Raw genomic sequence first — 20,118 nt, 5'->3', positions numbered from 1 at the left:
GGGCGTGACGCTGCGGCCGCTCACTTGGTGACCGCGTCCAGCGCGTCGACGATGCCGTAGCCGTAGAAGCTGTTGATGTGCTTGGTGCCGGCGCAGGCGGCGTCTATGTCACCGTCGCCGTCCGGGTCGTACGGGCCGGTGGGGCAGCCCGGGTTGTCCGCCTGGGCCTTCAGCAGCCACTGGATCTCCTGCGGGCTCGCCTTGGGGTGCGTGCTCTTCAGGAGCGCCGCGACCCCCGCCACATGCGGCGAGGCCATCGAGGTGCCCTGGAGATAGGCGTAGTCGCCGCCGGGCATGGTGGACAGGATGCGGCCGTCCTTGGCGGGCAGCTCGGGCACCTGGTACTTGTCGCCGCCGGGGCCCGCCACATCGATCTGCCCCAGGCCGTAGTTGGAGTAGTACGACTTCAGGGAGGTCACGCCGGTCGCGGCGACCGTGACCACGCCGGGCAGCTGGGTGGGCACGTCCGGGCAGGCCGACGGGTCGACGGTGCGCTCGACGGGGGTGGTGTCGTTGGGGCTGCTGGTGTCCGTGAGCGAGCCGGCCGCGAGGTCCTGGCTGGAGTTGCCCGCCGAGGCGACGTTGACCACGCCCTTGCGCTGCGCGTACGCCGTGGCCCTGCCGACGGCGTCGACGATCGCCTTCTGGTCCGGGTCGGCCACGCAGTTGTACTTCCACGGGTCCACGTAGTAGCTGTTGTTCGTCACCTCGACGCCGTGGTCGGCGGCGAAGACGAAGGCGCACACCACGCTCTCCGCGTAGAACAGGCTCGTCGTCGGCTCGCTGACCTTGATGGCGGAGACCTTCACCCCGGGCGCGACCCCGGCCACGCCCACGCCGTTGCGCGCGGCGGCGATCTCCCCGGCCACATGCGTGCCGTGGTAGTCCTCGGCCGGGTCCCACGGGCGCCAGGCACCGGGGCTGGTGTCGGCCACGCCGCCGACGCAGCTGGCCGACTGGGCGCGCGAGAAGTTGGGGGCCAGGTCGGGGTGGGTGTCGTCCACGCCGGTGTCGATGACCGCGACGGTGACCTTGCGGCTGCCCGGGTTGACCTTGGCGGCCTGGTCGGCCTTGATGGCGGGGATGTCCCACTGGAGGGACTCCAGCGGCTCCTGCCCGGCGGCCCGCGCCTTCGCCGCGGCGGTCTCCGAGGTACGGGGCGCCGCCACCTTCTCGGGTTGGCCGACCTCGGTGGTGGCGGCGGCGGTCAGCGGCGCGGTGCGGGACGCACCCGCGGACTGGACGCCGCGCACCTGACGGATCGTCTTGGCGAAATCGGGGTCAGCCGAACGGGCGACGATGACTCCTATTCGGTCATAGGTGGCCACCACCGAGCCGTGAGCGGCGGTGATCGCCTTCTCCACCTTGCCGACGGTGCCCTGGTCGGTGGCGGTGTTGACCACGTACGACAGCGACGGGCCGTCGGCCGTGGCCGAAGAGGTGGGCGCGCCCCGGGGGATGGCCGAGGCCGCCTGGGGGAGCAGGACGAGGGACGCGGTGAGCGCCAGCCCGGCCGGCACCGCCGCCAGGGCGCGCCGTCGTCTGATGCCCGGATGTGCCGGTCTGCGATGAGCCATGGGGTCTCCACATCATCCGTACAGACCGCCCGGCGCGAGTCGCGCGTAGGCGGGTACATGACGAGCGAAACTATCGTTGATCAAGGGCCTCATCAAGGCATTCCGGAGGAAATCGCGCCACAGTACCCGGAGTCAAACACTCCATCGGCTTATTCCTCCCTTTCAACTACCAGCCTCTGTCGAACGGCCCGGCCTCCCCCTACCATGCGTGATCTGGATCACGAGAACCACCGTACTTACGTCCCGTCAGAACGCCAGTCACCGGGAGAGACCGTGGACACCGCGCCGGCCAGCGATCGCCCTGACGATCAGCGACAGCAAGAAGATTCCCCGTACGTCGAGGTGCAAGCGAGTGCGGAGTTCGGCGAACTGCGCCGCACCCACCGCTCGTTCGCCTTTCCGCTCACCATCGCGTTCGTCAGCTGGTACCTGCTGTACGTGCTGCTGTCCAACTACGCGGACGGCTTCATGGACACCAAGGTGGCCGGCAACGTCAACGTCGCTCTGGTGTTCGGCCTCGCTCAGTTCCTGACCACCTTCCTCATCGCCTGGTGGTACTCCCGGCACGCCGCCGCCAAGCTCGACCCGCAGTCGGCGGCGATCAAGTCAACTCTGGACGGTGGCGCATGAGTATCCATCAGCTCGCGGTCGACAGCGCGTCCGACAACCGGCCGCTGATCATCACACTGTTCTCGGTCTTCGTCCTCGCGACCCTCGGCATCACCGTGTGGGCCGGCCGCCAGACCAAGGACGCCAACGACTTCTACGCCGGCGGCCGCTCCTTCAGCGGCTTCCAGAACGGCCTGGCCATCTCCGGCGACTACATGTCCGCCGCATCCTTCCTCGGCATCGCCGGTGCCATCGCGCTGGCCGGCTACGACGGATTCCTGTACTCGATCGGCTTCCTCGTCGCCTGGCTGGTCGCCCTCCTGCTGGTCGCCGAGCCGCTGCGCAACACCGGCCGCTACACGATGGGCGATGTGCTCGCCTACCGGATGCGCCAGCGCCCGGTCCGCACCGCCGCGGGCGTCTCCACCATCGTCGTGTCGATCTTCTATCTGCTGGCCCAGATGGCGGGCGCGGGCGTGCTGGTCTCCCTGCTGCTGGGCATCACCAACGAGGCGGGGAAGGTCCTCATCGTCGTCCTGGTCGGCGTGGTGATGATCCTCTATGTGACCATCGGCGGTATGAAGGGCACCACCTGGGTGCAGATGGTCAAGGCCGTCATGCTGATCGCGGGCGCCCTGCTGATGACCTTCCTGGTGCTGCTCAAGTTCGACTTCAACGTGTCCGACCTGCTGGGCGAGGCGGCGAAGAACAGCGGCATCGGTCACGCGTTCCTGGAGCCCGGCCTCAAGTACGGGCTCACCCCCACCACCAAGCTCGACTTCATCTCGCTCGGCATCGCCCTGGTGCTGGGCACCGCGGGCCTGCCGCACATCCTCATCCGCTTCTACACCGTCCCCACGGCCAAGGCCGCCCGTACGTCGGTGAACTGGGCGATCGGCATCATCGGCGCGTTCTATCTGATGACCATCGCGCTGGGTTTCGGCGCCGCCGCGCTGCTGGACCGGAACGACATCACGACATCGAACAAGGCCGGGAACACCGCCGCGCCGCTGCTCGCCGAGGAACTCGGCGGCCCGGTGCTGCTCGCCGTGATCTCCGCGGTGGCGTTCGCGACGATCCTCGCCGTCGTCGCCGGGCTCACCCTCGCCTCCTCGTCCTCCTTCGCGCACGACCTGTACGCCAACGTCATCCGCAAGGGCCAGGCCACGCAAGCGGAGGAGGTCAGGGCCGCGCGCTGGGCGACCGTCGGCATCGGCATCGTCGCCGTCGTGCTCGGGGTCTTCGCCCGCGACCTCAACGTCGCCGGACTCGTCGCACTGGCCTTCGCGGTCGCCGCGTCCGCCAACCTGCCGACGATCCTCTACAGCCTGTTCTGGAAGCGGTTCACCACCCAGGGCGCGCTGTGGTCCATCTACGGCGGGCTGGTCTCCTCGGTCGTCCTGGTGCTCTTCTCGCCGGTCGTCTCCGGCAAGGAGACCTCCATGTTCAAGCACGCCGACTTCTACTGGTTCCCGCTGGAGAACCCGGGACTGATCTCCATCCCGCTGGGCTTCCTGCTCGGCTGGGTGGGGTCCCTGCTGTCCAAGGAGGAGCCGGACAAGGCCAAGTACGCCGAGCTGGAGGTGCGCTCGCTCACCGGCCACGGCGCGCACTGACACCCCACCCGGCTGCGGCCCCGCCGCGGACCGGCCCGATGGCGCGGTGAGATTCACGAAACCCTGAATGTCACAGGCGTCGCGTACGCTGCGGGATAACTGACCGAAGCGTAGAGAAGGCGCGACATCGGGCACCAGTCCAGTCCGCGGAGGGGCCGCCATGCTGATCGACACGTACGGTCGTATCGCCACGGACCTGCGCGTATCGCTCACCGACCGGTGCAATCTGCGCTGCACCTATTGCATGCCGGAAGAGGGCCTTCAGTGGCTCGCCAAGCCGGACCTGCTCACCGACGACGAGATCGTCCGGCTGATCCGGATAGCCGTCGCGGACCTCGGGGTCACCGAGGTCCGCTTCACCGGCGGCGAGCCGCTGCTGCGCCCCGGGCTGGTCTCCATCGTCGAGCGCTGCGCCGCCCTCGACCCGCGCCCCCGGATGTCGCTCACCACCAACGGCATCGGCCTGGAGCGCACCGCGGCCGCCCTGCGCGGCGCCGGCCTGGACCGGGTCAATGTCTCGCTGGACACCCTGCGCCCCGAGGTCTTCCAGACCATGACCCGGCGCAAGCGCCACGCCGACGTCCTGCGCGGCCTGGAGGCCGCCCACGCCGCCGGGCTCACCCCGGTCAAGGTCAACGCCGTGCTGATGCCCGGGCTCAATGACGACGAGGCCCCCGACCTGCTCGCCTGGGCCATCGGACACGGCTACGAGCTGCGCTTCATCGAGCAGATGCCGCTGGACGCCCAGCACGGCTGGAAGCGCGACGGCATGATCACCGCCGGGGACATCCTGGCGAGTCTGCGCACGCGCTTCGAACTCACCTCCGAAGGCGACGGGGAGCGCGGCTCCGCCCCCGCCGAGCGCTGGCTGGTCGACGGCGGCCCGGCCCGCGTCGGGGTCATCGCCTCGGTCACCCGCCCCTTCTGCCGAGCCTGCGACCGCACCCGGCTCACCGCCGACGGACAGGTGCGCACCTGCCTGTTCGCCCGCGAGGAGTCCGACCTGCGCGGCGCGCTGCGCTCCGGCGCGCCGGATGAGGAGATCGCCCGGCTCTGGCGGCTGGCCATGTGGGGCAAGAAGGCCGGATCCGGCCTGGACGACCCCTCGTTCCTCCAGCCCGACCGCCCGATGTCAGCGATCGGCGGCTGACGCCCACTCCTCCAGGGGCACCACGTCCTTGAGGAAGCCGCGCACCCCGAGGAAGTCGGACAGATAGCCGCGGTGCTCCTCGCAGGCCAGCCAGGTCTTGCGGCGCTCCGGCGTGTGGATCTTCGGGTTGTTCCAGGCCAGCACCCACACGGCGGGGGCGCGGCAACCCTTCGCGGAGCAGATGACGACGTCGGGCTCGGAGGCGGACTCGGGAGTGTTCACACCGCAAACTCTACGGAAGCCGCGCTGGACATGGCGACGCCGGGCAGCCACGGGGGGAGCCGCCCGGCGTCGGTCCATCGCTCCGACGGGGGATGCGGAGCGCGTACGAAGTATGTCACGAGCGGCGGGGCACAGTGCACCGGAACCGCGCAATTGATCTGAGGAAATCCTGAGCTTACGGAAACAGTCCAGGTCAGCCGCGTTCGGAGCGTCCATCTTCGGAGGGCGCTCCACCGTCTTCCGCCGAGGCTTCCGCCTGGCCCGACTTGGAACGCCCGTTCTCCTGGCCGGAGATGAGCATCGGGCGCTGTGGCACGGGGATGAAGGTCCCGGGGAGCGACGGGGCGTTCTCCCGGCCCGCGTTCGCTATCACCACGGCGATGTACGGCAGCACCGCACCGAGCACCAGGGCCACGATGGCCACATGCCGCTCCACGTTCCACAGCACCGCGGCCAGCACGACGGACAGAGTCCGTACCGACATCGAGATGATGTAGCGCCGCTGCCGGCCCCGCACATCCTCGGCCAGCCCCTGCCGGGCCCCGGTGATCCGGAAGACCTCGGTTTCGCTGTGCTTCCGCATCACGTTCCACCACCCGATCGCCACACCGGAACTCCCCGCTTCCGGACGTACCCAACGTTACGCCCGGCGCCCAGGGGGTACGCGAGCGGGGCACCCTCGTGAGGGGTGATATCGCTACGCCGTACCGCGTATGGCGGACTACGAAATGCGTCGCAGCTTCATCTCCCGCAAGCTGACAAGAGGAGGCGACCATGAACTGGCTGTGGGCGATCATCGTAGGCCTGGTGCTCGGGGTACTCGCCAGGGCCATCCTGCCCGGCAGACAGCACATCCCGCTCTGGCTGACGACGATCTACGGCATCGGGGGCGCCATCCTGGGCAACGCGGTGGCCGGCTGGCTGGGGGTCCGGCACACCTCGGGCGTCGACTGGGTACGGCACATCCTCCAGCTCGCCGGAGCGGTGCTGATCGTCGCGCTGGGCACGCCGATGTACGCCGCGATCCGCGGCGACCGGAGACGGCGGGAACGGGCCTGAGGCCATACCTCAGACCCGCAGCTCAGGCCCGTGGCGCGCTACAGCCCCCGCAGCCGGGCGATCTTCCGCCCCGCCTTGAGGTACACGCTGCCCGAATCGGCCGTGAGCCCGGCGCCCGCCAGGACCTCCGCCGCCACCTCGGCCAGCGGCCGCACCGCCTGCGCCTCGGTGAGCACCGCGGACTCCTGCCCGCCCTCGGTCTCGACGACCAGGCGCAGCCCGTTCTGCTTGGCGACCCGCCGGGCCGCCGAGGCGCTCGGCTGGAACCCGAGCACCTTGCTCAGCACGGTCGCGACCGACTCGGCACCGTGCTCCGCCGCGTCGACCTCCGGCAGCGTCCCGACGTCCGTGAAGGACTTCTTCGAGAACTGCGCCACGAACCCGGCGCGCGCCGCCATCGCCGCCGTGAGGCCGTACAGCGCCGCCACCACCTCGCCCCCCAGCACCTTCTTCAGGTCCATCGGGTGCAGCGACCGGTCCTCCAGCCGCCCCTTGACGAGGTCGATCTCGCTGTCGGTCCACTCCGTCCAGGCCCGCAGGTACGGAGCCATCAGCCGGTCCGGGATCGACATGATCTTGCCGAAGACATCCTCGGCGGTCGCCGACAGCGGGATGTAGTTGCCCTTGGACTTGGACATCTTGGCGCCCGTGCCGTCCGTGCCCTCGATCAGCGGCATGGTGACGACCAGCTGCGGCTTCTGCCCGCGCAGCTCCATCAGCTTGCGGCCCATCTGGAGATTGAGCAGCTGGTCCGCGCCGCCCAGCTCGACATCGCACTCCAGCGCGACCGAGTCGAGACCCTGGGCGATCGGGTAGAGCAGCTCCGACATGGTCAGCCCGGAGCCCTCGGCCAGCCGGTTGCGGAAGTCGTCGCGCTGGAGCAGCTGGGACGCCGGCACCTGGGCGAGCAGCCCCAGCAGCTCCGGGAAGGTGTACGGCGCCAGCCACTCGCTGTTCTGCCGGAAGCTGACCTTCTCGAAGTCGAAGAAGGGCCGGACCTGCTCCCGGTAGCCCGCCAGATTCCGGGCGATGTCCTCGTCGGTGAGCGGCGGCCGCTCGGCCGTACGCCCGGTGGGGTCGCCGATCTTGGCGGTGAAGTCACCGATGAGCAGGGTGACGTCGTGCCCCATCCGCTGGAAGCGGCTGAGGATGATCACCGGCACGGCGTGGCCGAGGTGCACATCGGCGGCCGTCGGGTCGATGCCCAGCTTGAGCCGCAGGCCCCGGCCCGCCGTCCGGCGCTCCTCGATCCGCTCGGCCAGCTTGTCCACGCCCGGCAGGATCTCGACCGTACGCGCCGCGATCAGCTCGGCCTGCTCCTTCGCCGACAGGTCCGTCAGGTCCAGATAGCGCCGGGAGCCCGTCTCCTCGAGCAGCTTCTCCACGGTCGTGTCGGAGGAGAGGTCTGCGGTGAGCAGTGCGCTGGCGCGGGCGACGGATTCGCCGAGGCGTGTCATGGCGTTCCTGGTAGTAGTCGGGAATCGATGGATGGTGAATGGGCGTGGACCAGTCTATTCGGCCGATTCGTACGGCCGGATCACACGCCCTTGCTCACGGAACTCATATTGAAGTCCGGGACCCGCAGCGCGGGCATCGCGGCACGGGTGAACCAGTCGCCCCACTCGCGGGGCAGCGTCCGCTCGGTGCGGCCCGCCTCGGTGGCCCGGGACAGCAGGCTCACCGGCGACTCGTTGAATCGGAAGTTGTTCACCTCGCCGACGACCTCACCGCCCTCCACGAGATAGACCCCGTCCCGGGTCAGCCCGGTGAGCAGCAGCGTGGCCGGGTCGACCTCGCGGATGTACCACAGGCAGGTCAGCAACAGGCAGCGCCCGCCGTGGTCCGTAGCCGCCACCATCTCCTCCAGCGAGCGCGGCCCGCCCCCGTCCAGGATCAGATTGTCGATCCCGGGGGCCACCGGCAGATCCGTCAGGCCCGCCGTGTGGCGCGTGGTGATCAGCTGGTTGAGCACGCCGTCCCGGATCCAGTCGGTCGCGGTCAGCGGCAGCCCGTTGTCGAACACCGACGCGTCGTCCCCGGAGGAGTGCGTGATCACGAACGGCGCCGCCTCGACACCGGGCGCCGCCGGGTCGCTGCTCAGCGTCAGCGGCAGCTCGGTCAGCTTCTCGCCGACCCGCGTGCCGCCGCCCGGCTTGGAGAAGACCGTGCGGCCCTCCGCCGCGTCCCGCGCCGCCGACGACCAGAACTGGTAGATCAGCAGATCGGCGACCGCCGTCGGGGGCAGCAGCGTCTCGTACCGCCCGGCCGGGAGGTCGACCTTCCGCTGTGCCCACCCCAGCCGCCGGGCCAGCTCGGCGTCGATCGCGCCCGGGTCCACGTCCTTGAAGTCCCGCGTCGCCTGACCGGCCCAGGCCGAGCGGGTGCGGTCCGGGGACTTGGCGTTGATCTCCAGCGTGCCGGTCGGCTGGTCGTGGCGCAGCCGCAGCCCGGTGGAGGTGCCCAGATAGCTGGTGACGACCTCGTGGTTGGCGAACCCGTACAGCTCCCGGCCGCCCGCGCGCGCCTGCGCGAAGGACTCGCCGAGGGCCGGCGCGAAGGCCGCGAACACCTCCGACGACGTCTCGTCGGGCGCGTCGGTGTAGGCGGCCGAGATGGCCGCCTCGCCGGCCGCCTCCACCAGCGGCTGGGCATCCTCGGCCGGCCCGGCCTCCCGGGCGGCGGCCTCGGCGGCGCGCACCAGCGGCTCCAGGTCCTCGGCGGTGACGGCCGACCGGGACACCACGCCGGAGGCGGCGCCCTGGCCGCCGTCGACCGTGGCCACGACCGTGAGCGTGCGGCCGCGGGTCACGCCATTGGTCGTCAGGGCGTTGCCCGCCCAGCGCAGATTGGCGGTGGAGCGCTCGTTGGCGATCACCACACAGCCGTCCGCCCGGGACAGCTCCAGGGCCCGCTCGACGATCTCGTGGGGCTTGTTCACGCCGCTCATGCACCCGCCTCCTGCGTGGTGTTCAAAATGTTGACGTTCCTGAACAGGGCGGACGGGCAGCCGTGCGAGACGGCGGCGACCTGGCCCGGCTGGGCCTTGCCGCAGTTGAAGGCGCCACCCAGGACATACGTCTGCGGGCCGCCCACCGCGGCCATCGAGCCCCAGAAGTCGGTGGTGGTGGCCTGGTACGCGAAGTCCCGCACCTGGCCCGCCAGCCGCCCGTTCTCGATCCGGAACGCCCGCTGCGCGGTGAACTGGAAGTTGTAGCGCTGCATGTCGATGGACCAGGAGCGGTCGCCCACCAGATACAGCCCCCGCTCCACGCCGCCGATCAGCTCCTCGGTCGAGGGCCCGTCCGGCGCGGGCTGAAGCGATACGTTCGCCATCCGCTGGACCGGCACATGGCCGGGGGAGTCGGCGAAGGCGCACCCGTTGGACCGCTCGAAGCCGGTCAGCCTGGCGATCCTGCGGTCCAGCTGATACCCGACCAGCGTGCCGTCGCTGACCAGGTCCCAGGACTGCGCTGCCACGCCCTCGTCGTCGTAGCCGATGGTGGCCAGCCCGTGCTCGGCGGTCCGGTCGCCCGTCACGTTCATGATCTCGGAGCCGTACTTGAGCTTGCCCAGCTGGTCGAACGTGGCGAACGAGGTGCCCGCGTACGCCGCCTCGTAGCCGAGTGCGCGGTCCAGCTCGGTCGCGTGACCGATCGACTCATGGATGGTCAGCCACAGATTCGACGGGTCGATCACCAGGTCGTACGCCCCCGCCTCGACCGACGGCGCGCGCATCTTCTCCGCCAGCAGCTCAGGGATCTCGGCCAGCTCCGCGTCCCAGTCCCAGCCGCCCTCCCCGGTCAGATACTCCCAGCCGCGCCCGACCGGCGGGGCGAGGGTGCGCATCGAGTCGAACTCGCCGCTGTCCGGGTCCACCGCCACCGCGGTGAGCTGCGGGTGCACGCGGACGCGCTGCTGGGTGGTCGTGGTGCCCGCGGTGTCCGCGTAGAACTTGTTCTCCTGCACGGTCAGCAGCGACGCGTCCGCGTGCGCGACCCCGTCGGCCCTCAGCAGCCGCTCGCTCCAGTCGGTGAGCAGCCCGGTCTTGTCGGCGTCCGGCACATCGAAGGGGTTGATCTCGTAGGACGAGACCCAGGTCCGGTCCGCGTGCACCGGCTCGTCCGCCAGTTCCACCCGCTCCTCGGACCCCGAAGCCTGGATCACCTTCCCCGACAGCTTCGCCATCGCCACCGCCTGCGCGGCCACCCGCGCCGCCGCGTCCATGCTCAGGTCCACCCCCGACGCGAACCCCCAACTCCCGCCGTGCACCACCCGCACCGCGTACCCCAGGTCGGTGGTGTCCGAAGACCCCGCGGGCTTGCCGTCCCGCAGCCGCCAGGCGGCACTGCGCACCCGCTCAAAACGGAAGTCGGCGTGATCGGCCCCCAGCGCGCGAGCGCGCGCGAGCGCCGCGTCAGCGAGCGCGCGCAGCGGCAGCGCGAGGAAGGACGGATCGATCTCATGCGGCACGGGCGACTCCCCTTCGTCGGTGGTTCGGTGTGCGTCCGGTCGATATGTGTTCGTCCGCAGTGAACCATGCCGCTACGCCTCAGGGCGCGGTTAATTCCCCTCGATGTCTTGACCTGGGGAGCGGGCGGCGACGCGTCTCCGCGCCATGTCGCCAACCGTGCTCGCCGGCGGTAGGACAGCTGACGGCACTCCCAGGGAGCCGCTACAGCATATTCGGCAGAATATTTCGCCGAAGATCACCAGGCTGCGAATGCGTCCAAAGCGGCGACTTGTGGACATACTCGTTCCAGTGCGGCCTTGAAGTCGCGTGCAAGCGTCAAGAGCAGGTTTCTGGCCTCACCGAGAGAGATTTCTTCAGTATCCGGATCCGGGGTCCATGCGGTGTTTGATGTGCATTTAATTACTACCGTCTCTCCTTGGGGAGTGAAGGTAACGAGCCTTTCAATTCCCTGTCCATAGAAATCGATCTGTGCGGACTCTCCATGTTTCAGTGCCTCGATCGCCTCCGGCAGATTCTCAATTGCTGAGGAGAGGTCGTAGGAAACATCTACCGGCCACGGGTCCTGACCGAATCCTGACACGTGAAACTGGCAGTCCGTCCGTGACAGAATTTGGCATGCGTCCATGACCAAGGATTCGAAATCTTCGTCGAGTTCGAATTCGGGAGTCAACGCGAAATCGCTCGTCGGAGGGGTCACGGACAGCCGGAAATTCACTGATGCGCTCACTCTGTGATTGGGAATGTTGTCTTGTAGGTCCCGTCAGGCTTGGGGACCAATCTCGCATGGGTCGCTTCTACTATCTTGCCGTCGGGCATGATGACTTGACCCATTCCCTCTGGTATTTCCACCTCGCGAACTCCGCCATTAGGGTCATAATGGTCCTTGAGGAATTCGAAGGCCTTCTCGTTGTTCAGCCATTGTCCCTGTGGGGTGCCGGTGCTGCGGGCGCGATCCGTCAAACTTCGCGTGATCTCCGGTTCGGCACCGTGTTCACTGAAGCTGTGGCCGAATGTCGGGCGACTCTTTATGTTCCAATTCAGTTCACTGGCTTGCTTTTTTGGCTTCTTTTTCTTGCAGGCCAGCCCGAGAGGGTCAAGCCAGGTGTATGGATTGGGGGTGTACGAATAATGGTTGGGGTAGGGGGCCAGCCCGAGCGGATCCGCGGAAATGAATGTGCTTTTTTCGGGGTCATAGTATCGCAAGTAGTTGTAGTGCAGGCCGGTTTCGGGGTCGGCGTATTGGCCGGGGAAGCGGAGTGGGCAGTTGGCTGTGCCGGGTGGGGTGGGGAGTGGGGTGCCCCAGAGGGTGGTGCGGTGTTGCCAGGCGAGGGTGCCGTCGGGTGCGACGAGTTCGGTGGGGGTGCCGACGAGGTCGGTGATGATGGCGTGGAAGCGGGTGTCGTACTCCGATTGGGGGGTGGTGTCGGCCAGGTGGAGGATGGACGACGTTTCGTACTCCATCGGCTCTAGCGGAGGGGTTCGGCGCTCGGATTGGGATAGGGGGCGGTGGGTTCCTGGGGCGTAGTCCCAGGTTGTCGTGTCGCCGTCCGTTGTGGTTTGTTCGGCCAGGCGGGTGTCGTCCCAGGTGAAGTGGATCTGGTCGGCGGGTGTGCCGTCCTCGGTGAGGCGATGTTTGGTGGTGCGGCGGCCGAGCGGGTCGTAGGTGTAGTGCCAGTGTTCGCCGTCGGGGGTGGTGGCGTGGGTGAGGCGGTCTTCGGTGTTCCAGGTGTAGGTCCAGGTGCGGGTCTGGCCGTTGAGGAGTTTGCGGGTCTTGCGGGTCAGGCGGCCTTGGGTGTCGTGTTCGTAGGTGGTGCGGCCGGCGCGGTGGAGGATTGTGCCGGTGAACTGGCGGTCGCCGGGGGCTTGGTGGTCGGGGGCGGTGGCGTGGGTGAGGTTGCCCGTGCTGTCGTAGGCGTAGGTCTCGGTCCAGCCGTGGGCGTGGACCGCCGTGACGCGGCCGACCGGGTCGAGGTCGAAGCGCCGGGTGCCGGACGTCAGCTCGCGGATTTCGGTCAAGTAGTCGTCCGCGCGGTAGGCGTAGGCGCGGTGTTGGAGCAACACCTCGGCGGCGTCGGGGGCATGGGTGAGGGACTGGGCCGTGAGGCGATCCAGGGAGTCCCAGGTCTGGGTCAGGCCTACGTTCTCGCCGAACGTGCGCGTTGTTTCGCGGCCCGCCGCGTCGTAGGCGAAGTGCAGCGAGTTGTCCGCCGTGGTGAGGGATGTGGGGTGTCCGGTCGCGTCGTACCTCCACGCCGAGCGCAGACCGCTCGGTGTAATCCGTTCGGTACGGTTGCCCGCCGCGTCGTACCCATACGTCGTCGTACGGTCGTTGACCGTCTCGGTCAGCACTCGATCTCGCGCGTCGTAGGTGCGGCGCAGGTCCGTATCCGGGTTCGCTGCCTGCGTCAGGCGGCCCGCCTCGTCGTAGGTGAATGTGGTCTCTGTGCCGTCCACCGTGCGCGTGGCGACTGTGCGGCCTAGTGTGTCGCGTGTGTAGATGAGGGTCTCACCTGCGCCGTTGGTGCGGGATATCAGGCGGCTCGCCGCGTCGTGCGTGTAAGTGAAAGTCCGGCCGTTGAAGTCGGTTTCGGCGACCAGGCGGCCGACCGCGTCGTATTCGTAACGCCACTGCTCGCCCAGGGGGTTGGTGACCTGGGTGAGGCGGAGTTCGGTGTCGTGGGTGAAGGTGTAGGTGGCGCCGTCGGGGTCGGTGCGGGCGGCGGGCAGGTCGAAGTAGGTGTGGGTGTAGGTGGTGGCGTGCCCGGCCGTGTCGGTGTGGTGGGCGAGGTTGCCTTCGGTGTCCCACTGCCACACCTCGCGGGCGCCGTCCGGCCCCTCGCGCCAGGCGGGCTTGCCCTCGATGGTCCAGCCGTAGCGGGTGGTGTGCCCCAGCGGGTCGGTGACCGCCGTGACCTGGCCGTGCGGGCCGCGGCGGATGCGGGTGGTGTGGCCCAGGGGGTCGGTGACGGCGACCGGGAGGCCCGCCGCGTCGGTGGTGACCTGGGTGGTGTGGCCCAGCGGGTCGGTGACCGACGACAGGTGGCCGGAGTCGTCGTAGGCGTAGTGCGTGGTGGCGCCACTCGGGTCGGTCGTGGACGTGCGGGTCCCGCGCTGGTCGTAGGCATGGCGCCACACCGCGCCGTTCGGCTCGCGACCCTCTACTGGGAGACCCCAGTGGTCGTAGACGACCTCCGTCACGGTGCCATCGGGCTTTTCGACGGCTGCGAAGCGGCCCTCGTCGTCGTAGCGGTAACGCGTCGTATGGCCCAGGGGGTCGGTGACGGCGACGGGGTGCCGGTTGTCCTCGTCCCACTCGGTGCGGGTGGTGTTTCCCAGCGGGTCGATCTCTGCGAGGACTTTGTAGGCCTCGTTGTAGACGTAGGTGGTGGTGTTGCCCTGCGAGTCGGTGTAGCGGGTGGTACGGGCCTCGGTGTCGTAGTGGAGGCGGCCGGAGAGGATGCCGTCCGGGCCGATGCCGCGCAGCACCCGGCCCCGGTGGTCGTAGACGTAGCCGTACGTCGTGCCGTTGCGGTCGGTCCAGGACGTGACGCGGCGCCGGTCGTCGTACTGGTACCGCAGCGGCAGGCCCGTGGAGTTGATGACCTCGGCGAGATTTCCGGCTTTGTCGTAGCCGTAGGAGATCAGTGTGGTGCTGTGCTCGTGGTCGTCGCCATGCAGCAGGCGCAGGGAGGTGATTCGCAGCAACGTGGGGTCGGTGTCGACGGCGATGCGGTAGCCGCCGGAGTGGACGATCTCGGCAGGCGCGCCCTGTGTGTTGTAGGTGATGTCGATGCGGTCGCCGTCGCCGTTGCCGGTGCGGTCGGTGATCGTGGTCAGGGCGAGTTCGCGGCCGCCTGCCGGGAGGGGGGCGAAGTGGAGGGTGCGGTTGTGTTCGGGGGCGGTGATGGTGAAGGTGCTGTCGGGCTTGCCGTCCCAGCGCAGCGGCCAGCGCGGCCCTGACGTGGGGAGCGCCGGGATGCCGGGCTGGGGGACGGGGTAGGTGAGGAGCATGCCGTCGTCGGCGATGAAGACGACGCCGGCGTCGTCGATCTCCAGACGCTGGTCGAGCGTGCCCGCCCAGGTGCGGCCGAACCAGCCCCCACACGGGTGCCCTGAGACGTAATGCCGCTCCAGAACCAGGGGGAGTACGCCGGGCAGGCTGACGTCGGTGGCGGACATCACCATCTCGCCGGTCGCCACATCGATCGGTTCACCGGTGGTGCACTTGTCCCCGCCGGGCGTGCAGTTCCGCTTGGGATCGCTGTCGGTGCGCCTGCGGGCGCTGCCGTCCCGGCGCAGCCCGCGCTCCCGGTTGAGGAGGCGTTGCGCGGCGTTCTTGGCGGTGGAGCCGGCGCGGCGGGCGGTGCCGGCTCCGCCGGTGGCCAGGGCGAGGAGGAGTTCGGGGGTGAGCTGGCCGGCGGCGCGGGCGGGGTTGCGCTGCCACTCGTCCCAGTTCGTGACGGCCTTCGCGAACTCCTTGGGGTGTTCGGCGGCATAGGCGATGCCGTCCTGGATACCCGCCAGGTGGAGGCCGAGGCCCTCGGGCCCGTCGTTGACGAGGTCGTCGAACCCCTCGTACCACCCGTACACGGTGTCGCCCGCGCCGCCGGCGAAGTCCCCGAGCCCCTTCTTGAGCTTGTTCCAGCCCTTGGGGGCCGGGGGCTTGTCCGGGGCCTTCTCCGCCGCCTTCGCGAGTTTCTTCTTCGCCGCGTCGATGACCGGCTGAAGCTCGCCCTCCAGCTTGTCCAGCCGCCGGTAACACCCCTCCAGCGCGGCGATCCCCGGATCATCCTCCGGCGGGCGCTGGGGCAGCGGATCGTCCTTGCGGTTCTCGGCGTCGATGTAGTCGTTGACGTCCTTCCAGTACTGCTTGGACGCCGCCCGCGCCGCGTCCGCGTCCCGGATGATCGGCTCGACCCGCTTCTGCACCGAGCGCAGCTTGTCCGCGTACGAGTCCAGGGCGTTCGCGGCGGCGTGGAAGTAGGTCTGCGCGGACTCCAGCTCCCGGGGAAGCTTCTCCGTCGCCTTCTCGAACCCTTCCGAGCCGGCTCCGGTCCAGTCCATCAGCATCAGGGCGTCCAGCTGGTCGCGCCCGTCCTTGAACGCGCCCGCGTAGGCCCGGAGTTTGACCACCAGGTCATCGACATCGGCCGGATTGCCGTAGATGACGTCCGAGGGTTCCGCGCCCGGGGGTATGCGCTCGGCGGAACCGTCCCCTGCCGAATCACCCCGGGTCATGCAATCGTCCCCTTCGAGCCGCCGTCGACTTCCCAGCCGCCGTCGTAGCGCTTGCGGGGGTTGGTCGGCACGTCATAGGTCCCACCGGACCCGTGATCATCGAGCCAGGGCTCCTGGTAGATCTGCGGCGGCGGGTCGAACTTCGGCCGGGACCCGTTCTGCCACGCCCTCAGCCCGTGCTCACCGAACGGCAGCTTGGCGATGTTGTCCGCAGTTGGCGCGAAATCCTTGATCCGCAGCAAATCAGCCATCACATAGGCCGCGATGACCTGCCGGAGCGTCTCGACCACCGTGTCTGTGTGCTCGGCCACCCGCCCCATCCCGAACCCCCAGGCCGAGAGCATATTCTCCGCCGCGTCATAGACGTCGAAATCGGCCGAATTACCAATGTGATCGGCCAGCGTCTTCCAATCGCCTTTGATCTTGCGCGCCGCGACGACCGACTCCTCCAGCGGCGTCAACACCGCACGCACCGAAGCGATCTCGATCTTGTAGCCATCACCCGGCTTCGGCCCACCCGAAGACGGTCCCCCGTCGTGATCGGTCATTCCGCTCCCCCCGCGCCCATGGCTGTGAGTATTTTCGCGTCCAGCAAGAAGGGACGCTTACCCAGCGGGTCCACCAACGCCCGCACACCTTCGGGCAACAGACCCACCAGGTCCTCGACCGTCGTCGACGCCCACCCGCACGCCCCCGCAAAGCGCGCGAGCCCTTCGAGCGAGGTGAACACCGGCACGAGCGGCCCGGCCTCCGCCGTCTCCGAGACCAGGAACCCCGGGTTCTCCGGGCGCTGGAAGTACAGCCGTGCCTCTCGCAGAGCCACCCGCTTCTCCTGCTCCGACAACTGCGCGGCGGTCTCCTGGCGCACAAGGTCCGCCAGGCTCTCCCTGCCGCCCTGACCAGACAATCTGTTGCCCCCTCCCCCGAGCTTGAGGGCAATCTTCACACAGGTGACCGACACCATGAGCGACCGCCGCGCCACGCCCTTGGCAGCCGCGCCACGCACGCCGGGTAATGGGTTGAGTGCGGGCTGAGCCCGTGTTACCACTGGCGGCGGGTCCGCGAACGGGGATCGTGAAGACATCGAAAGGCAGGCCGGGCAGCGTGCTTGGAGACCTGATCCGGCTACGGCCGATGGAGCCGTCGGACGCCGAGGCGCTGTGGCGGTGGAACCATGACCCCGACGTCATGCGATGGATGAGCGATGGCTACGCCCAGCCGCTGTCCCAGGTGAGGAAGCGGTTGGAGGAACGGCCGCGCAATGCCTACGGCGAGGTGCTCTACGGAGTCGAAGTCCTCACTGACGCAAAGCTCATCGGCTTGGTCCGACTGCGCGATGCCGAGCCGGAAGCGGGCAGGGCCGAGCTCGACATCTACCTCGGTGAGAAGGAGTACTGGGGGCGCGGCTACGGCACCGACGCGATGCGGACGATATGCCGCTACGGCTTCGACAAGATGCGGCTGCACAAGATCACGCTGACCGTCGTCACCGAGAACCTTGCCGCTCATCGCGTCTACCAGAAGATCGGCTTTGTTGACGAAGGCAGGCTGCGTCAGGAGTTCCGACGCGATGGCCAGTGGTACGACATGTTCACAATGGGGCTGCTGGAAGGCGAGCTGCGCTGACGCGCTGTCGGTTTCTACGCGTCGAACTCCCCGGCGCTGAGGCTGCCGATGAACGCGCCCCACTCACGTATGTGGAAAGCGAGTTGCGGTCCCTGCGCGTGCTTCGAGTCCCGTATGCGGATGGCGGTCGGGCCCGTGGCCACCTCGACGCACATGCCTCCCTCGCTGCTGCTGTAGCTGCTCTTGATCCACACCAGCTCGGTTTTGCTGTTCATAGTTCTCCCCGCAGCTTCTCGATGAACTCCAGTGACTCTCGGGGCCTGAGAGCCTGTGCCCTGATGATGCCGTAACGTTGCTCGATCTCACGGACCGATTTTCGGTCCGCGATCAGCCTGCTGACGTTCTGGGCCTCAACGTAGGCCATGGTCTGCCGCCCTTGTGGTTCCAGCAAGGCAAAGGGGCCAGCCGTTCCAGCATGATCCTCCAGGGCTGTGGGCATGACCTGGAGCTCCACGTTTCGCATTTGCCCGATGTGCAGCAGTCGTTCCAACTGCCCACGCAGCACCTCTGCGCTGCCGTAGGGGCGACGTAGCACCGCCTCTTCGGTCACAAAGCTCATGATGGGTGAAGGGCGACGATTGAGGAGTTCCTGTCGGGCTAGCCGGGCGGCGACCCGCTGCTCGACCGTCTCCTCCTCCAGCAACGGCCGCTGCATGTTGAGTACGGCGCGGGCGTAGTCCTCGGTCTGGAGCAACCCGTTGACCACCAGGCACTCATACGCGTGGAACTCCGTCGCCTGCGCCTCCAGCCTCGCCGCCCCACGAAAGAACGCCGGAAGCCGCGCCTTGGACACCTCCTCCTTCGCCGCCCGCAGCACCCCGAACGCGTTCAGCACGTCGTCCGCCGCGTCCAGGAACTCCGGCTGTGGCACCCGCCGCCCCTGCTCCACCGAGGACACCTGCTCCTCGCTGTACCCGATGGCCTCACCCAGCTGCGCCTGCGTGAGCCCCGCCCGCTCGCGGAAGAGCTTCACCTGCTTGCCCAGGAACTTGAGGAAGTCCGCCCCGTACTCGTCCTGCCCCGGCCGCTCCGTATCTGCCATGTCCCGCCACCTCCCGTGCGCAAGAACGTCATGTCTCCCCACCCGCGTCACGGCACCACTCCCGTACGGGCACTTTCCGTGCCCGTACGGCGACCCTGGGTACTCGCGAGCTGTCTGGTCAGGCTATGCACGCTTCGCCACGCTCGGTGACGTGAATGGCGAAAATCCCCCTGGTAATACGCTCGGCACGTTCGAGATGTTCTTCACTTCCTCCCGGCATGGCGCACGGCTCGCCCGGCGGCTCGTGGTCCGCCGGTTGGAGGAATGGGGCATTCCGCGGGACAGCGACGCCTCGTACGGCATCGCCCTGCTCGCGGGCGAGCTCACGGCGAATGCGGTGAGCCATGGACATGTGCCCGGCCGGAACTTCCACTTCCGCCTCACCGTCCAGCCCGCGCCCGGAGCGCGTCGGACCCCGATCACCGCCCGTATCGAGGTGTCCGACGCCCGGGGCGAGCGGCGCCCTGAGCTCCGCGATCACACCACTGCGGCCGTGGCCCACCAGGAGGAGCACGGACGCGGGCTGATGCTCGTGGACGCGCTCGCGTCCAAATGGGGGGTGACGGATCGCACCGTCGGCAAGACGGTGTGGTGCGAGTACGCCGTGGAATGACAGGCGAACGCAGAAGCGGCCCGTCATGAGGCTTCTGGGGGGCTTCTGTAGGAAGTCGACAGTGACCGGGTGGCGCCCCTGTGCGTGCTCGATTCCCCGCACCGGGCCTTTGCCCGATAGTTTGCGTACACAAGGGTTGCCACACATAGTGACGCCCGGCACGACATCCAACAGAGAGGGTGGTCCCTTGAGCCGCTCGGTTCTCGTCACCGGAGGAAACCGCGGCATCGGCCTCGCCGTCGCCCGCGCCTTCGCCGACGCAGGCGACAAGGTCGCCATCACCTACCGGTCCGGTGAGCCGCCGGCCGGCTTTCTCGCGGTCAAGTGCGACATCACCGAGCCCGAGCAGGTCGAGCAGGCGTACAAGGAGATCGAGGAGAAGCACGGCCCGGTCGAGGTGCTGGTGGCCAACGCCGGCATCACCCGCGACCAGCTGCTGATGCGGATGACGGAGGAGGACTTCTCCACCGTCCTCGACACGAACCTCACCGGCACGTTCCGTGTCGTCAAGCGGGCCAACCGCGGCATGCTGCGCGCCCGCAAGGGGCGTATCGTGCTGATCTCGTCCGTGGTCGGTCTGCTGGGTTCCGCGGGCCAGGCGAATTACGCCGCGTCCAAGGCCGGCCTGGTGGGCTTCGCCCGCTCCCTCGCCCGTGAGCTGGGCTCCCGCAACATCACGGTCAACGTGGTCGCGCCCGGTTTCGTCGACACCGACATGACCCGCGCGCTCGACGAGAAGCAGCGGGAGGCATACGTCAAGCAGGTGCCGCTCGCGCGTTACGCGCAGCCCGAGGAGATCGCGGCCTCGGTTCGCTTCCTGGCCTCCGACGAGGCCGCGTACATCACTGGAGCCGTCATCCCTGTCGACGGCGGATTGGGCATGGGTCACTGAACG

At 68.5% G+C, this 20,118-nt stretch carries 19 protein-coding genes; 7 read left to right on the top strand and 12 right to left on the bottom strand.

The genetic code is table 11. The annotated features are described in order from the left end of the window. Nucleotides 1-20: 20 nt before the first annotated feature. Complete coding sequence (locus ACZ4WQ_RS00210) at nucleotides 21-1,577, bottom strand: S8 family serine peptidase (protein WP_398370426.1); 1,557 nt, start codon at nucleotides 1,575-1,577, stop codon at nucleotides 21-23. 273 nt (nucleotides 1,578-1,850) lie between these two features. Between ACZ4WQ_RS00210 and ACZ4WQ_RS00205 the strand changes: the two genes are divergently transcribed. The 3 genes from ACZ4WQ_RS00205 (at nucleotide 1,851) to moaA (ending at nucleotide 4,952) form a co-directional block, all read left to right on the top strand. Beyond that, nucleotides 1,851-2,207, top strand: a complete 357-nt coding sequence (locus tag ACZ4WQ_RS00205; protein WP_311725029.1) for a DUF485 domain-containing protein — start codon at nucleotides 1,851-1,853, stop codon at nucleotides 2,205-2,207. Continuing rightward, entirely contained in the window at nucleotides 2,204-3,802 is a 1,599-nt protein-coding gene (locus ACZ4WQ_RS00200) for a solute symporter family protein (RefSeq protein WP_311725030.1), read from the top strand. The genes ACZ4WQ_RS00205 and ACZ4WQ_RS00200 overlap by 4 nt, the downstream gene beginning before the upstream one ends. 160 nt (nucleotides 3,803-3,962) lie before the next feature. Continuing rightward, nucleotides 3,963-4,952 (top strand): GTP 3',8-cyclase MoaA, encoded by a 990-nt coding sequence (gene moaA, locus ACZ4WQ_RS00195; protein ID WP_358848494.1) that lies wholly within the window; start codon nucleotides 3,963-3,965, stop codon nucleotides 4,950-4,952. On the opposite strand, the gene ACZ4WQ_RS00190 is transcribed toward moaA, so the two are convergent. Both ACZ4WQ_RS00190 and ACZ4WQ_RS00185 read right to left on the bottom strand, forming a co-directional pair. After that, nucleotides 4,935-5,174 carry a hypothetical protein gene (locus tag ACZ4WQ_RS00190; RefSeq protein WP_361183762.1) on the bottom strand — a complete coding sequence of 80 codons (240 nt, stop codon included), beginning with the start codon at nucleotides 5,172-5,174 and terminating at the stop codon, nucleotides 4,935-4,937. The genes moaA and ACZ4WQ_RS00190 overlap by 18 nt on opposite strands. Nucleotides 5,175-5,367: 193 nt before the next feature. Further along, entirely contained in the window at nucleotides 5,368-5,757 is a 390-nt protein-coding gene (locus ACZ4WQ_RS00185; RefSeq protein WP_311725064.1) for a DUF3099 domain-containing protein, read from the bottom strand. A gap of 191 nt (nucleotides 5,758-5,948) precedes the next feature. On the opposite strand from ACZ4WQ_RS00185, the gene ACZ4WQ_RS00180 reads away from it, so the two are divergent. Further along, on the top strand, nucleotides 5,949-6,233 hold the full coding sequence (locus ACZ4WQ_RS00180) for a GlsB/YeaQ/YmgE family stress response membrane protein (protein ID WP_311725033.1): 285 nt from the start codon (nucleotides 5,949-5,951) through the stop codon (nucleotides 6,231-6,233). Between the two features lie 38 nt (nucleotides 6,234-6,271). Here ACZ4WQ_RS00180 and tyrS read toward each other — a convergent pair whose 3' ends face one another. The 7 genes from tyrS to ACZ4WQ_RS00145 form a co-directional block, all read right to left on the bottom strand. Continuing rightward, the gene (gene tyrS, locus ACZ4WQ_RS00175) at nucleotides 6,272-7,690 is read right to left on the bottom strand and encodes a tyrosine--tRNA ligase (protein WP_398370430.1); all 1,419 of its coding nucleotides are present in this window, start codon (nucleotides 7,688-7,690) and stop codon (nucleotides 6,272-6,274) included. Between the two features lie 80 nt (nucleotides 7,691-7,770). Continuing rightward, nucleotides 7,771-9,180: a metallopeptidase TldD-related protein gene (locus tag ACZ4WQ_RS00170; protein WP_398370432.1), complete on the bottom strand. Its 1,410-nt coding sequence runs from the start codon at nucleotides 9,178-9,180 to the stop codon at nucleotides 7,771-7,773. Further along, nucleotides 9,177-10,703 (bottom strand): TldD/PmbA family protein, encoded by a 1,527-nt coding sequence (locus tag ACZ4WQ_RS00165; protein WP_398370434.1) that lies wholly within the window; start codon nucleotides 10,701-10,703, stop codon nucleotides 9,177-9,179. Before ACZ4WQ_RS00165 ends, ACZ4WQ_RS00170 begins: the two co-directional genes overlap by 4 nt. A gap of 236 nt (nucleotides 10,704-10,939) precedes the next feature. Then, a complete protein-coding gene (locus tag ACZ4WQ_RS00160; RefSeq protein ID WP_311725037.1) occupies nucleotides 10,940-11,431 on the bottom strand; it encodes a hypothetical protein in 492 nt (163 codons plus the stop codon). Next, complete coding sequence (locus ACZ4WQ_RS00155; protein ID WP_398370436.1) at nucleotides 11,428-15,942, bottom strand: DUF6531 domain-containing protein; 4,515 nt, start codon at nucleotides 15,940-15,942, stop codon at nucleotides 11,428-11,430. The genes ACZ4WQ_RS00160 and ACZ4WQ_RS00155 overlap by 4 nt, the downstream gene beginning before the upstream one ends. Continuing rightward, nucleotides 15,939-16,490 carry a hypothetical protein gene (locus ACZ4WQ_RS00150; protein ID WP_311730888.1) on the bottom strand — a complete coding sequence of 184 codons (552 nt, stop codon included), beginning with the start codon at nucleotides 16,488-16,490 and terminating at the stop codon, nucleotides 15,939-15,941. Before ACZ4WQ_RS00150 ends, ACZ4WQ_RS00155 begins: the two co-directional genes overlap by 4 nt. Then, a complete protein-coding gene (locus tag ACZ4WQ_RS00145; protein WP_361193651.1) occupies nucleotides 16,487-16,906 on the bottom strand; it encodes an SseB family protein in 420 nt (139 codons plus the stop codon). The genes ACZ4WQ_RS00150 and ACZ4WQ_RS00145 overlap by 4 nt, the downstream gene beginning before the upstream one ends. Nucleotides 16,907-17,016: 110 nt before the next feature. Between ACZ4WQ_RS00145 and ACZ4WQ_RS00140 the strand changes: the two genes are divergently transcribed. Continuing rightward, nucleotides 17,017-17,568, top strand: a complete 552-nt coding sequence (locus ACZ4WQ_RS00140; RefSeq protein WP_468021875.1) for a GNAT family N-acetyltransferase — start codon at nucleotides 17,017-17,019, stop codon at nucleotides 17,566-17,568. Nucleotides 17,569-17,582: 14 nt separating this feature from the next. On the opposite strand, the gene ACZ4WQ_RS00135 is transcribed toward ACZ4WQ_RS00140, so the two are convergent. Together ACZ4WQ_RS00135 and ACZ4WQ_RS00130 are read right to left on the bottom strand one after the other, a co-directional pair. Further along, nucleotides 17,583-17,783 (bottom strand): DUF397 domain-containing protein, encoded by a 201-nt coding sequence (locus ACZ4WQ_RS00135; protein ID WP_398370441.1) that lies wholly within the window; start codon nucleotides 17,781-17,783, stop codon nucleotides 17,583-17,585. Further along, nucleotides 17,780-18,610 carry a helix-turn-helix domain-containing protein gene (locus tag ACZ4WQ_RS00130; protein WP_398370443.1) on the bottom strand — a complete coding sequence of 277 codons (831 nt, stop codon included), beginning with the start codon at nucleotides 18,608-18,610 and terminating at the stop codon, nucleotides 17,780-17,782. Before ACZ4WQ_RS00130 ends, ACZ4WQ_RS00135 begins: the two co-directional genes overlap by 4 nt. Nucleotides 18,611-18,806: 196 nt before the next feature. Here ACZ4WQ_RS00130 and ACZ4WQ_RS00125 point away from each other — a divergent pair, with 196 nt between their 5' ends. Together ACZ4WQ_RS00125 and fabG are read left to right on the top strand one after the other, a co-directional pair. Continuing rightward, nucleotides 18,807-19,223, top strand: a complete 417-nt coding sequence (locus ACZ4WQ_RS00125; protein ID WP_311730893.1) for an ATP-binding protein — start codon at nucleotides 18,807-18,809, stop codon at nucleotides 19,221-19,223. 187 nt (nucleotides 19,224-19,410) lie between these two features. Next, a complete protein-coding gene (fabG, locus tag ACZ4WQ_RS00120; protein ID WP_311730894.1) occupies nucleotides 19,411-20,115 on the top strand; it encodes a 3-oxoacyl-[acyl-carrier-protein] reductase in 705 nt (234 codons plus the stop codon). Nucleotides 20,116-20,118 lie beyond the last annotated feature (3 nt).

This window comes from Streptomyces sp. NPDC028305 (assembly GCF_055569495.1).
Note: the sequence above shows the minus strand (reverse complement) of the source record. Positions and strands in the feature narration are given on the sequence as shown.